Genomic DNA, 12,820 nt, shown 5'->3' on the forward strand with positions numbered 1-12,820 from the left:
TTTAGCATATTGATTTAAAAAATCAAGATAACCGTTTGACTTTTTGGCATGTTTTATGCTATAGATTAGCTAATTTAAGGGAGTTTTTTATTTATGAACAGAAAAAATCTATTTTCGAACAGCATAGTTAAAGAAAATGCCTTTTATATGATACTAATGGGGATGGTAGTTGGATTAATATTTATCCCTCTATCTATTTATATACTTAATCTACCCGAGAATAAAATATTATCTGTTTCGTTCCTTGTAGCCACAATACTATCGGGTATATTGGTCGGTCTTGTATCTTTTTTTATAGTAAAACTTACCATATTAAAAAAACTTGAGGAATTTAAAAACAATATAGAGATAATTACAAAAAACATATTCAACTATCAAGTTGGCAAGGTTCAATCAATATCAGAGTGTACAAATTGTTACATAAAAATATCCTCCCAAGACATAGTGGGCGATTTGGCAATCAAATACAACGCGCTGGTTAGAATTATAAGGGGGCAGTTCTGGCAACATGAGTTAGTAGAAAAATTCTCATCTCTATTAAATAAAATCACAACAACAGCAGAATTAAACCAAAAAACATCCGTGTTTTTTTCAGAAGAACTTGAGCTTTTAGGTTGTGAAATATATAGACTTTCGAATGATGGGTCTTTAGTTTTAGAATGCTCACGCAACATTCATACAACAATAACACAAAACAAACAAAACTCGATGCTGGACATCATAGATGGGTCTAAAATAATAAGCATAAAAAAGGATGAAGCAGAAGTTGTAGAATTCGGAACTGGCAACATAAAAACCGCTCAAGTTACTTATTTTCCATTGAAATACGCAAAACACACATGGTTATTTGTTTTTTACAGCAACTATTATCTATCCAAAGAGAGAAAGATATTAATAGAGAGAATATTAAACGAATACAAGTTTGCATATGAAAGTGCAGAGATGTATGAAAAAACGCAGCAAATGGCAGCATATGATGAACTCACAGGGCTATATAATAGGCGCTTCGGTATGATAAGATTAAAAGAAGAATACAAAAGGTCATTAAGAACTGAACAATGCCTATGCTTAATAATGTTTGATGTAGACCACTTCAAAAAAATAAACGACACCTACGGACACCAGGCAGGCGATTACATACTTTCATCGGTAAGTAAAATATTAAAATCAAACTTCAGAACAGAGGATGTAGTTTTAAGGTATGGGGGAGAGGAGTTTCTTTGTGCCATGAGTAATTCAGATAAAGAAAATGCAGTTAAAAAGGCCGAAGAGATAAGAAAAATAATTCAAGAAACTCAATTTAAATGGAGAGATGTACCAATAAAGATAACTATATCTGCCGGCGTGAGTAGAATTGACATAAAAAACGGTGAGCAAAAAAGTATAGAACAGCTAATAAAGGAGGCCGATGAAGCCCTTTATATAGCAAAAAGAAGTGGTAGGAATAAAATTGTAACCTTTAACCCTCATTGTAAAACATGATCCATTCGGATATTTTCTACCTATTTTTAATTATAGCCTTAGGCTATCTATTAGGCAATATAAAGATAAAGGGTTTTTCCTTAGATATCTCTGCTATACTCATTATAGCTTTAATGGCTGGCCATTTCGGCATCACCATACCCCAAGGATTTAAGTTTTTTGGCTTGGCTCTATTTATTTATGCTGTAGGTCTACAGGCTGGACCAGGTTTTTTCGAAACGATAAAAGAAAATGGCCTAAAGTTCAATATAATAGCATTGTTTCTGCTTGTAATCATATTCGGTTTAACCTTTGGTGTGGCTATATATTTAAATATTCCAAAGGATGTAGCAGAAGGCATCTTTACGGGAGCCATCTCCAGTGCACCGGCTTTAGCTGCAGCTTTAGAGATTAAAAACCTGCCAAATATATCGATTGCTTTTGGTGTAGTCTATCCATTTGCAATTATTGCAACAATAATGTTCGTAAGATTCCTACCGTCAATTGTCAAAGCAAATATAAATCAAGAAAAAAGGGATTTTGAGGAAAGGCAGCACTGCTTACACCCAGACATTATCACGAAAAACTTCAAAATCACAAATGAGAGTTTTAAAAACAAAACCATTCACAAATCACAGATAGAAAAACTAACAACAACAATAATTGAAAGGGTTGAATCCAAATACCCCACAGACCCGTCCGATGAGGATGCAATTCTCCATTACGGGGATATAGTGCGAGCCTCAGGCACAGAAGACCAATTAGATAACCTAAAAATTATTTTAGGGGAAGAAGTTGAGGATACATACACCTTTCATGATGATATGAAGGTTTTTAGACTACTTGTAACAAACAGGGACATAGTGGGCAAAAAAATTGGCGAAATCAAAGAATTAAAGTCTCTACATGCAGTAATAACAAAGGTAAGACGCTCAGGCATAGATATACCTCCATATAAAAGTCTAACCCTGCTGCTCGGAGATAAACTCTACGTTGTTGCCCCAAGAAAACATGAAAAAAAGTTAATCGGGTTAATAGGTAATGATCTATTAAGATATCCCGCTGCCGATTTTTTACCCATATCATTTGGTATAGTCATAGGAATATTTGTAGGAAGCATACCATTTAGCATACCATATCTTGGCACTGTAAAATTTAGTTTTGTGGGTGGAATCCTAATAACGGCTTTGATTTTAGGAAGACTTGGAAGAACAGGAAAAATTGTCTGGCAGCTATCTCCACATTCCAATTCACTCATGAAGGTTCTGGGCCAGTTAATTTTTCTTGCAACTATAGGAACAAACTCGGGGAAATATCTTTTTGAGTCGATAAAAAACCATGGCTGGATTAGTGTAATTATAGGACTTTCCGCCATTCTTCTGCCACTTTTTTTGTCTACATTTATCATGAGAAAACTTATGAAGATGAATTTATTCGATATCATGGGAGTACTATCCGGTGCTATGACTTCAACCCCATCACTAACCATGGCAAACAATATAACAGCATCGGATTACCCTTCTATTGGTTATGCAGCCGTCTACCCATTTGCTATGGTATTATCCATTATACTTGCACAAATTGGCGCAAAACTTATTTAAGCCTTAAAGAAACAATCAAAGCGGCAAATGAAAAACTCAAGGTCACGATAAATAGCACCTCAAAAGAAAAACCATCAGCTATATATCCACCCAAAGCGGGTAAAAAATAGGAGAGGGCGTTAAATGTACCCCTTATACTGACATAGGTAGGTCTTTGTTGGGATGGAGCAATTTTTAGTAAATAATTGGTATAACCTATAAATGTGCCGTGCATATATGCACCCATAACAAAAAACACCGCCAAAAACAGCACAGGATTTTTAAAGATTAAACTAAAAAGGGGTACAAGCAGTGCCAACATGTTGGTCGTAATAATAATAAATCTTGCACCCTTTTTGTCTGCAAAATACCCCCAAAACAGATTGGAGGCAATACTGCCAACCATCTGTATAGATACAAAATAACCTATCTTAGATGTAGGCATACCGAGCTTACTGCTTGTGTAAATGGCTACAAAGGGCAAACACATAAAAATAGAATGACTCAAAAATTCAGAAAAGACCAACCCTCTAAATCGAGGGTTATTTTTTAAAAGAGACAGGGCATCCCCAAGAAAAGCCACAAACGATCTATTTTGTTTTTGCTCCTCAAATCCTTCATCCATCAAGCCCAAACTCAAAGATGTAAATCCAAATCCAAGAGCAGCTAAAACAAACAAAAGCTGGTAACCTTTAGGGAAACCGTAATTATTCAAAATCAACTTTACAGCATAACCACTGCCGACAGCTAAAATACCTCCTATAAATTGGCGCATTGCCCAAAATCGACCCAAAAGTTGAGAAGGTATATTGTGAGAGATTATATCGTAAAACGGTATGGTAGCTATGCCACCTGCAAAGGAAAACAAGCTTATAAATACAATAAAAACAACCAGCTCGATTATCGGATGGGATGGAAGCAGTACAAATGATGATGCTGCTATCATAACCCAGCTTAAAAACCTGACCCATAATGAAAAAACAAGGTAGGGTTTCTTTTTCTTTCCCTGAAGCCAGAAAGCACTCAGAAGTTGAAAGAATATTGAACCACCCCTTGCTATTGCAGCAACAAAACCAATCAACGAGTTTGAATTTACAAGATATTTCAAGAATGTAGGTAAAACGGTGGTGTAATCAACAAATCCGTTTGATGCAAAGTAAAATACGCCGTGGGCTACACCCAAGAGATAGTTCTTTTTTTTCTTATCCATCATCTTTTGCTAAGGGATGTGTGGAATCATATGTCTGAGCAAGCTCTTTCAAATTTAAGTGGGTATAAATCTGGGTTGCCTTAATGGATGAATGACCCAAAAGCCTCTGAAGTAACCTTATATCCATGCCACTATTCAAAAGATGGGTAGCTTTTGAATGCCTTAAGGTGTGTGGCGAAACATCTTTAAAAATACTACTTAAGGCATATTTTTTTATAAGTCTTCTTAAATATCTATCAGACAATCTTTTGCCATACCTGTTTAAAAATAGCGGACCTTCTTTCCTATCTTTCAAATAATCTTTAAGAAAAAGTGCCGCCCTTTGACTTATTGGCACATATACAACTTTACCACCTTTCCTTCTTATACGTATCCTTAGATTTTCAAAATCTATATCATTTATATCTAAGCCTAAAGCCTCACTTGCCCTTAATGAACTGGAATAGATTAATTCAAATAATGCTCTATCCCTTTTATCCTTTATACCTTCAAGTAAAGCAACAACATCGTCGACCTCTAAAAATTTAGGGAGCATCTTTTTCTGTTTCGGCTTATCTATTACCCTTAAAGGGTTTATCCTTACCTTACCCTTGAGTTTTAAAAATTCAAAGAAGATGCTTAATGAGGCAAGTTTTCTTGTTATTGTAGAGGAAGATAGACCCCTGTCAAACAGTTTAACCAAAAATACCTCAACATCATCCCTGTCAAAGCCTTTTGTGTTTTTTAGAAACTCCTGTGTGTCGGTTAGATATGCCTTTATAGTGTTTTTTGAACTATACTTTGAGTTCAGATATTCCTCAAATTCATTTATCACAGTAGACATCTATAATCCTTTTAATGGTGTTTGTTGTTGAGCGACCATTTAGAAATTCGATAAACTCAACCCTTCCTCCATGCTTTTCTACAATATCTGCACCTGCAACACCCTTCTCTTTCCAATCTGCACCCTTTATCAAAACATCTGGAATAATAAGCTCTATAAGCTTGGCTGGCGTATCCTCATAAAAAACAACTACATAGTCAACACTACTAAGAGCAGCAAGCACCAATGCCCTATCGTCTTGACTATTTATGGGTCGACCATCCCCTTTTAGCTTTCTAACCGAACTATCCGAATTCAGGCCCACAATAAGCACATCAACCATATCTTTAGCTTTATTCAGGTAGCTGACATGTCCGGCATGCAGTATATCAAAACAACCGTTTGTAAAACCTATAATCTTTTTGCCTTTTTTCAATTTCTCGATTACAGCTCTAAGCTCATCCCAATTTAATACCTTATTAGAACAACTCATCTTCCACCATCTGACAAATAGTATGCATAACAAATTCATGAATCTCCTGAATCCTCGGTGTGGAGTTTGATTTCACAACTATCGCATAATCGCATAGAGGCAATATCTTCCCCCCATCTTTACCCAAAAAACCAATAGTTTTCATTCCTTTATCCTTTGCCACACTAAGGGCATTAAAAACATTTTCTGAGTTTCCTGAAGTGCTAATGCCTATCAAAATATCACCCTCATTACCAATTGCCTCAACCTGTTTGGCAAATACATCGTTAAAATCGTAATCGTTTGCTATACTAGTAAGAACAGAAGAGTCTACAGTTAAGGCAATAGCTGGCAAAGGCTTTCTTTCTTTTAAAAACCTATTAACAAATTCAGCCGCCATATGCTGAGCATCAGCAGCAGAGCCCCCATTTCCGCAAATCAAAACCTTACCTCCGTTTTTGATAGACAATGCTATATTTTCCGATATACTCCTTATAAGCTCAAAATCCAAACTATCTAAAAGCTCTTTTAGTTGGCTTATTGCTTGCAAAAAAGCTTCTTTTTTCATAACATACCCTCCGTGTTTGGTAGAATAGTAAAAAAAGGCAAAAATTCAACATTAGTCTTTATAGACGGACAAATCATCAACCTCCCTTTTGAAACAAAACATTCAGAGGGAGACATAATAGACAACAAAGACAACCTCATCCTAAGGTGCAAAAATAAAAAACCTCTAAAAAATTTAGAGGAGAACTTCGCTTATTATACACAAAAATTTTCAATCCTAAAAACCATAAGGGAATTTTTTCTAAATAGAGGCTTTACTGAGGTGCTTACACCAAAACTAAAAGAGTCAATAATACACGAAACAAACATAAACTACATAAAAACATCGGCTGGCTTTCTTACAAGTTCGCCAGAGGTTGAGATAAAAAAACTCTTAAGCCTTGGGTTTGATAAACTCTTTGAGCTATCCTTTGCATACAGGAATGATCACAAAGACAAACTGCACAAAAAGGAGTTTTTGATCCTTGAATGGTATGAGCTCTTTTCAAAACCAACACAGGTAATTGAAAGGCTTATTGAACTTATAAAACATTTAAACGGATCAGATTTGCTTAAATACAAAGACTTGCCAATAAACCTGACGCAGATAGAATACATTAAATACAGTGAGGCATTCAAACAGTTTGCGGGTATCGACATAGAGCATGACAGATTAAGCTCACTCAAAAAACGGTTTAATATCGAAGGAGAACTGGATAGATGGGAGATAGCAGATGCAATATTCTCTTTAAAAATAGAAAAACAACTCGGGGTTAAACACCCCACGGTGATATACAATTTCCCAAAAGAAAGGGCTGCACTTTCTAAAGTAGAAGGCGGTTATGCCAAAAGATTTGAGTTATACATAGCGGGCATTGAGCTTGCGAATTGCTATGACGAAGAAAACAACTCAAACGAGATAAGAAAAAGATTCAAAAAAAACGATATCTCCTTCATAGAAGCCTTAGAGTTCGGCATACCCCCATCATCAGGCATCGCAGTAGGCATAGACAGACTTATAATGATTTTGTTGAACAGGGATCGCATATGGTAAAATTTTTAATAAAAATCGCCATAAGCATAGGGCTCATACTTCTGTTGCTTTACAAAATAGACACAAACGCATTCATAAAGACATTGACCAAAATAGGCCTGGTGCAATTTTTGGGTCTTGCCCTGCTGTACTTAACCTCACAAATAATTAGCAGTATAAGATGGCACATGATAATAAAGAGTTTAGGAGGAGATATCCCTGTTGGCAGTCTATTTAAACTCTACCTTATGGGTATGTTTGCAAATCTGTTTCTACCGAGCATAATTGGAGGTGATGGGGTTAAGGCATACATACTCTCTAAACAGATAGGCTGGCAAAAATCCGTAAGCTCAATATTCTTAGAAAGATATAATGGGCTTTTGGCCTTACTTACTCTATCAGTTATAAGCTTAATTGTATTCTTTAAGCTTTTTAGTATCAAAATAGCCATTTTAATCATAACCGCAAATATATTTGCTATAGTAAGTATCCTTTCTTTAAGGTTTTTTAAACATCCAAAACTAAAAAAATTCTATCAAGATATTGTTATGTTTCACAAAAGCAATAAGTTAATGATAGTGAGTATTCTATCAATATTGGTTCAAATAACTGTGATAGCCGTTTATATTTTAGTGGGCAGGTTGTTCGGGTTTAAGGTTAGTATCGCCTACTATTTTGCCTTTATACCTATCATAACGCTCATAAGCTTTCTGCCTATATCCTTTAATGGAATAGGAGTGCGAGAGTTCTCTTTTGTTTATTTTTTCAAAATTGCACACCTAAGCTCCACACAATCGGTAAGCTTGAGTATTGCAGTATTTTTTGTGGTTGTATTCTGCAGTCTTTTAGGGGGTATTTTTTATTTAGATGGACGAACACTTAAAGAAATTAGAGGCGTTCGCAAAGGAACATAAACTTTTATCAGAAAAACTAAAGATAGGTGTAGCAGTATCTGGAGGACCAGATTCTGTATTCATGCTGATGCTTCTTAATACGCTTGCTCAAAAATACACATTAGAATTAGCTGTTCTGCATTTTAATCATAAACTCAGAGAAGAGGCTGAAGATGAGGAAATCTTTGTCGGGAAATTGGCAAGCTCCTTAGGTCTAAAGTTCTTAAAAGCTGAATATGATGTTGGAGCCTTTTCAAGGCAAAACAAACTCTCTATAGAAGATGGTGCAAGAAGAAAAAGATATGAATTTTTCTATGAATCTAAAACAAAACTAAATCTTGATGTTATAGCAACAGGCCACACCAAAGACGATGTTGCAGAAACACTACTAATGAACCTAATCAGAGGAAGTTCTACAGACGGTTTATCATCCTTAAAGCCTAAGAGGGGATTTTTTATTCGACCCATACTCTGCTTTGAGAAGCAGGAAATATTAAACTTTCTAAACAAAAACAACATACAGTACAAGATAGACAACTCAAATGCAGACACATATTTTAAAAGAAACAAAATTAGGGCTGAGCTTTTACCTCTACTAAAAAATATCAACCCCAACATAGTTGATACGCTTTTCAGAAGCTCACTAATACTTGCAGAGGACAGTTCTTATTTGAAGAAAAAGGCCGAGGTAGAATTTATAAAATCAACAAAAATAACAGCCGACAAGGTTATAATAGACATAAACAACATAAACACCTCAAAGGCTATACTAAAGAGGGTTCTAAATATGGCCATAAAGAGACTCCTAAACTCAGAATACAACCTAAGCTTCCGCAACACAGAAAGGCTAACTAAAGTATTCACAGAAGACAAAAATCTAAGTCTAAGAAAACTCATAAAGGCTTACAGAAAAAACGATAAGTTAATTATTGAGAAGTTATGAACATAAAAGAGGCGCTGCAAAAAACCATACAACAGCTAAAACAGGCCAATATAGCAACCTATCATATAGACGCCCTTCTTATACTAAAAGATACTATAAAAAAAGATGATGTATACGTACTAACGAATCCGCAAAAAGAGCTAAACGATAGACAAATAGAAGAAATAGAAAGACTAACAAATAAGCGAAAGCTCAGATACCCTATGGCATATATTACACATTCAAAGGAGTTTTATGGTCTTGAATTCTATGTGGATGATAGGGTTTTAATTCCAAGGCCAGAGACAGAGTTAATTGTCGATGTCACCCTAAAGATAGCATCAGATATAAAAAACCCTAAAATAGTTGACATAGGCACAGGAAGCGGATGCATCGCCATTACACTTTCAAAACTTCTCGACACCCACATAACAGCCTCAGATATATCCAAAGAGGCGCTAAATGTTGCAAAACTCAATGCAAAGAGGCTGGATGCCGATATTAGCCTTATAAACGCCAATGGCCTGGATTTTTTAAAAAACGGTATAGACATAATAACAACAAACCCACCATATGTATTGGAAAATGAGTACGAATTGCTTTCTGAAGATGTTAAGTTTGAACCCAAAATAGCACTTATACCGCCCTCGGGTAATGGATTTATCGAGGATCTAATAGAAAAAGCAAAACAACTAACAAAATGGCTTATTATGGAGATTGGGCCATCCCAACTCAAAATTATAAAAAACAGCCGCTATATCTATAAAATAATCAGGGATTTTTCAAACAAGGAGAGAGTTGCAGTATTTAAGTTTTAGACTCATAAGGCAGGTTTATCCTCTTTATACTTAAGGCCCTGCCGCTTTCTTCATCAACCTCAACAACACAACCGTTCAATCTCAGATTGGTTTTGCACACTTTTAATCTCTTTTTTATACCCGTCAAAAACCTATCAACAGCCTCCTTGTAACCAAAGCCCAAAACCCCATCATGGCATCCGGTCATGCCAACATCGGTTATGTACGCTGTGCCCTTGGGCAGAACCCTCTCATCCGCCGTCTGAACATGCGTATGTGTGCCAAGTATTGCAGAAAATTTACCATCTAGATGCCACCCCAACGCTTCCTTCTCGCTTGTGGCCTCGGCATGAAAATCAACAATCTTTATTTTAATATTTGCATATCTTTCAGCTACCTCATCTAAAATAAGAAACGGATTATCACACGGTTCCATAAAGACCCTGCCAATAGCGTTAACAACCATTATGCTTACACCGTTAATATTCTTTATAATAAAACCCCTCCCTGGTGCAAATACAGATAAATTTATAGGACGCAAAAGCTTATCCATGTTGTCTATTTCCTTTAAAACTTCATCCTTATCCCAGCTATGGTTACCACCACTCATAACATCAACATAAGGACTTAACTCATCATAAATCTTTTTTGTAATACCAAAGCCATCAGCAGAATTCTCAACATTCACTATAACAAAATCGGCCCCCACAGAGGATTTTACCTCCTCTATGAGGGCCTTAAATGTTCTTCTTCCAGGCTTTCCTACTATGTCACCTATAAAAAGAATCCTAATTGGCATATTCTATAGACCTTTTTTCCCTTATAACAACTATCTTTACCTGTCCAGTGTATGTAATTTTCTCGGCTATATTCTTCGCTATATCCCTTGCAATCATAAAGCTCTTATCATCATCTATCATCGTAGGCTCAACAATAACCCTCAACTCCCTACCGGCTTGTATTGCGTATGCCTCTTTTACACCATCTTTGGATTTTGCAATCTCCTCCAGCTCCTCAAGCCTCTGAATATAGCTTTCCAACCTTTCCCTTCTTGCTCCAGGTCTTGCCGCAGACAATGTATCTGCTATAGATACAAGAACACTCTCAGGACAGTTGGGCTCAATCTCTCCATGGTGAGACATGATAGCGTTTATCACATACTCATTCTCACCGTATTTTTTGGCCAAATCCGCTCCTACTTTAGTATGTGACCCCTCAACCTCCTGATCTACGGCCTTTCCTATGTCATGCAGCAAACCAGCCCTCTTTGCGAGCTTAACGTTCAAACCCAACTCAGATGCCATAAGTCCAGCTAAATAGGCAACCTCAACAGAATGAGCCAAAACATTTTGGGTATAACTTGTTCTATATTTTAAAAGACCCAAGTACTTCATGAGTTCAGGATGTAAATCTCCAATATCCAAGTCAAATACAACTTTCTTAGCCTCTTCTGCTGCCTCCTGGAACAGTTCTTCTCTGACCTTTTCTACCGTCTCTTCTATTCTTGCAGGGTGTATCCTTCCATCATTTACAAGCCTCTCAAGGGCAATTTTAGCTATTTCCCTTCTTAACGGATTAAAGCTTGATATAACAACAACCTCGGGTGTGTCATCAATTATCAAATCTGTACCTGTTTCCTTTTCGAAAGAGCGTATATTTCTACCCTCTCTTCCTATAATTCTGCCTTTCATCTCATCGTTAGGAAGTGTGACTGTAGCAACAGTCCTTTCGGCCACGTAACTACTTGCAATTTTCTCCATTGATGTTATGAGTATATCTTGAGACAGTCTTTTGGCCTCATTTCTTAAATCTTCTTCGATCTTCTTTATCTTGGCGGCGGCTTCTCTTTTTGCTTCATCCTCTATGGAGGATATAAGCTGTTGTTTGGCCTCATCTGAAGTCATACCACTAATCTCTTCAAGTTTTTTCTTCTGCTCATTAATCATATCATCGATTTTCTGCATCTTATCTTCAAGCTCTTTCTCTATGGCAGATATGTCTTCCTGTTTTTTATTTACAAACTCTATCTTTTCATCCAGATATGCCTGTCTCTTTTCAAGGTTTGTTTCCTTTGCCTGAAGCCTCTTTTCCCACTTTTGAAGCTCCTTTCTGGTTTGCTTTTCTTCTTCTTCAAGCTCCTTTTTAGCCTTAATCATAAATTCCTGAGCTTCAATTTGAGCAGCCTTAAGAATATTCTCTTTCTCTTTTTCTGCATCCTTTATAATATCCTCAGCCCTCTGTTTCGCATACTCCTTTTTCCTGACAACAAATTGATGGTATCCAAAGATACCGCCCAAAACACCTACGATAACAGATAAACCTATTATCAAAATAATTTCCATAGCTCCCATTTCTCATCTCCTCAATTTACACTGTATTTTTCTTCTTTCAGTAATAACTACATCCACTGTAATATCATGACTTTCCTCTTCAATCCTATCCACTATGCAGCAGTCAAAACAAACGCCCACCTTCAAAGCAGGTATACCTTTTAAAAATTTGTCGTAAAAGCCACCGCCATATCCAATTCTATAACCCCTCTCATCAAATCCAATACCAGGAACAATTATAGCGTCTATGGAACGCTTAAGGGCTACACGCTTGTTAAAAAATGGCTCTTTAATATTACCAAAGCCCCTTTTAAGCGCCCCTTTAAAAAAACGCATGTAACCTTTATTGAGTCTATCTACCTTTGGAAAATATAGCTTGGATTTATCAAACAATAGATTGGGGTTAGCTTCAGAGCCGAAAGGACAATAAGAAGCAACAACAGAACCCTTCTTTAGAAACCTAAAAACTTTTCTGCTAATTATTGCACTTTTGCGTAATCTATAAGATTTATTTAAAGCCCCTCTTCTTTTGAGGAGCTGATTCCTTAACTCGTTTTTATCCAAAGTTGCCCTCTTATGGTTTATATATTAACAAAAACCCCAGGGACACCGTGTGTTGTCTTCTTCCTAGAACCTAACAACGATAGGTGGGAGCCTCGCAGATGAAGGCTCACTTCCTCTTTCGAGGCATGCTTGCCTTCATCCAGAGCCAGCCCCCCAGTGTTAGGTGTTGGCTCTAAGGAAAAAAGCACATCACGAATGCCCCAGGGTCTT

At 36.5% G+C, this 12,820-nt stretch carries 13 protein-coding genes and 1 other RNA gene; 6 read left to right on the forward strand and 8 right to left on the reverse strand.

The genetic code is table 11. From position 1 onward, the window contains the following. Nucleotides 1–93: 93 nt before the first annotated feature. Complete coding sequence (locus HIPMA_RS09245) at nucleotides 94–1,482, forward strand: GGDEF domain-containing protein (protein ID WP_013682457.1); 1,389 nt, start codon at nucleotides 94–96, stop codon at nucleotides 1,480–1,482. Then, nucleotides 1,479–3,062: an aspartate:alanine exchanger family transporter gene (locus HIPMA_RS07635; RefSeq protein ID WP_013682458.1), complete on the forward strand. Its 1,584-nt coding sequence runs from the start codon at nucleotides 1,479–1,481 to the stop codon at nucleotides 3,060–3,062. Before HIPMA_RS09245 ends, HIPMA_RS07635 begins: the two co-directional genes overlap by 4 nt. On the opposite strand, the gene HIPMA_RS07640 is transcribed toward HIPMA_RS07635, so the two are convergent. The 4 genes from HIPMA_RS07640 to gmhA are packed head-to-tail and all read right to left on the reverse strand — an operon-like array spanning nucleotide 3,055 to nucleotide 6,093. Continuing rightward, nucleotides 3,055–4,251 (reverse strand): MFS transporter, encoded by a 1,197-nt coding sequence (locus HIPMA_RS07640; RefSeq protein WP_041324045.1) that lies wholly within the window; start codon nucleotides 4,249–4,251, stop codon nucleotides 3,055–3,057. The genes HIPMA_RS07635 and HIPMA_RS07640 overlap by 8 nt on opposite strands. Further along, on the reverse strand, nucleotides 4,244–5,074 hold the full coding sequence (xerA, locus tag HIPMA_RS07645) for a site-specific tyrosine recombinase/integron integrase (RefSeq protein ID WP_013682460.1): 831 nt from the start codon (nucleotides 5,072–5,074) through the stop codon (nucleotides 4,244–4,246). Before xerA ends, HIPMA_RS07640 begins: the two co-directional genes overlap by 8 nt. Then, nucleotides 5,055–5,546, reverse strand: coding sequence for a D-glycero-beta-D-manno-heptose 1-phosphate adenylyltransferase (gene rfaE2, locus HIPMA_RS07650; RefSeq protein WP_013682461.1), 492 nt, complete (start codon nucleotides 5,544–5,546; stop codon nucleotides 5,055–5,057). Before rfaE2 ends, xerA begins: the two co-directional genes overlap by 20 nt. Next, nucleotides 5,533–6,093 (reverse strand): D-sedoheptulose 7-phosphate isomerase, encoded by a 561-nt coding sequence (gmhA, locus tag HIPMA_RS07655; RefSeq protein WP_013682462.1) that lies wholly within the window; start codon nucleotides 6,091–6,093, stop codon nucleotides 5,533–5,535. Before gmhA ends, rfaE2 begins: the two co-directional genes overlap by 14 nt. Before the next feature lie 12 nt (nucleotides 6,094–6,105). Here gmhA and HIPMA_RS07660 point away from each other — a divergent pair, with 12 nt between their 5' ends. From HIPMA_RS07660 to prmC, 4 genes are read left to right on the forward strand one after another with little or no spacing between them, the layout of a single operon-like run. Then, nucleotides 6,106–7,125 carry an amino acid--tRNA ligase-related protein gene (locus HIPMA_RS07660; protein ID WP_013682463.1) on the forward strand — a complete coding sequence of 340 codons (1,020 nt, stop codon included), beginning with the start codon at nucleotides 6,106–6,108 and terminating at the stop codon, nucleotides 7,123–7,125. Next, nucleotides 7,119–8,018, forward strand: coding sequence for a lysylphosphatidylglycerol synthase transmembrane domain-containing protein (locus HIPMA_RS07665; RefSeq protein ID WP_013682464.1), 900 nt, complete (start codon nucleotides 7,119–7,121; stop codon nucleotides 8,016–8,018). The genes HIPMA_RS07660 and HIPMA_RS07665 overlap by 7 nt, the downstream gene beginning before the upstream one ends. Beyond that, entirely contained in the window at nucleotides 7,972–8,940 is a 969-nt protein-coding gene (gene tilS, locus HIPMA_RS07670) for a tRNA lysidine(34) synthetase TilS (RefSeq protein ID WP_013682465.1), read from the forward strand. Before HIPMA_RS07665 ends, tilS begins: the two co-directional genes overlap by 47 nt. Beyond that, the gene (prmC, locus tag HIPMA_RS07675; protein WP_013682466.1) at nucleotides 8,937–9,737 is read left to right on the forward strand and encodes a peptide chain release factor N(5)-glutamine methyltransferase; all 801 of its coding nucleotides are present in this window, start codon (nucleotides 8,937–8,939) and stop codon (nucleotides 9,735–9,737) included. The genes tilS and prmC overlap by 4 nt, the downstream gene beginning before the upstream one ends. Here the strand turns inward: prmC and HIPMA_RS07680 are convergent. The 4 genes from HIPMA_RS07680 to ssrS form a co-directional block, all read right to left on the reverse strand. Next, nucleotides 9,727–10,515, reverse strand: coding sequence for a TIGR00282 family metallophosphoesterase (locus tag HIPMA_RS07680; protein WP_013682467.1), 789 nt, complete (start codon nucleotides 10,513–10,515; stop codon nucleotides 9,727–9,729). The genes prmC and HIPMA_RS07680 overlap by 11 nt on opposite strands. Then, the gene (gene rny, locus HIPMA_RS07685; protein WP_041324491.1) at nucleotides 10,505–12,058 is read right to left on the reverse strand and encodes a ribonuclease Y; all 1,554 of its coding nucleotides are present in this window, start codon (nucleotides 12,056–12,058) and stop codon (nucleotides 10,505–10,507) included. Before rny ends, HIPMA_RS07680 begins: the two co-directional genes overlap by 11 nt. A gap of 12 nt (nucleotides 12,059–12,070) precedes the next feature. After that, entirely contained in the window at nucleotides 12,071–12,610 is a 540-nt protein-coding gene (locus HIPMA_RS09250) for a 5-formyltetrahydrofolate cyclo-ligase (RefSeq protein WP_013682469.1), read from the reverse strand. Nucleotides 12,611–12,639: 29 nt separating this feature from the next. Beyond that, nucleotides 12,640–12,820: non-coding RNA, 6S RNA (ssrS, locus tag HIPMA_RS09450), on the reverse strand.

Source organism: Hippea maritima DSM 10411, assembly GCF_000194135.1.
In the GTDB taxonomy this organism is placed as follows: Bacteria; Campylobacterota_A; Desulfurellia; order Desulfurellales; family Hippeaceae; genus Hippea; species Hippea maritima.

Bases quoted from the DNA above. Each gene is read 5' to 3' on its own strand.
- HIPMA_RS09245 (WP_013682457.1), top strand. From the start codon at position 94: ATGAACAGAAAAAATCTATTTTCGAACAGCATAGTTAAAGAAAATGCC.
- xerA (WP_013682460.1), bottom strand. From the start codon at position 5,074: ATGTCTACTGTGATAAATGAATTTGAGGAATATCTGAACTCAAAGTAT.
- HIPMA_RS07635 (WP_013682458.1), top strand. From the start codon at position 1,479: ATGATCCATTCGGATATTTTCTACCTATTTTTAATTATAGCCTTAGGC.
- prmC (WP_013682466.1), top strand. From the start codon at position 8,937: ATGAACATAAAAGAGGCGCTGCAAAAAACCATACAACAGCTAAAACAG.
- tilS (WP_013682465.1), top strand. From the start codon at position 7,972: ATGGACGAACACTTAAAGAAATTAGAGGCGTTCGCAAAGGAACATAAA.
- HIPMA_RS07680 (WP_013682467.1), bottom strand. From the start codon at position 10,515: ATGCCAATTAGGATTCTTTTTATAGGTGACATAGTAGGAAAGCCTGGA.
- rfaE2 (WP_013682461.1), bottom strand. From the start codon at position 5,546: ATGAGTTGTTCTAATAAGGTATTAAATTGGGATGAGCTTAGAGCTGTA.
- gmhA (WP_013682462.1), bottom strand. From the start codon at position 6,093: ATGAAAAAAGAAGCTTTTTTGCAAGCAATAAGCCAACTAAAAGAGCTT.
- HIPMA_RS07665 (WP_013682464.1), top strand. From the start codon at position 7,119: ATGGTAAAATTTTTAATAAAAATCGCCATAAGCATAGGGCTCATACTT.
- HIPMA_RS07640 (WP_041324045.1), bottom strand. From the start codon at position 4,251: ATGGATAAGAAAAAAAAGAACTATCTCTTGGGTGTAGCCCACGGCGTA.
- rny (WP_041324491.1), bottom strand. From the start codon at position 12,058: ATGGAAATTATTTTGATAATAGGTTTATCTGTTATCGTAGGTGTTTTG.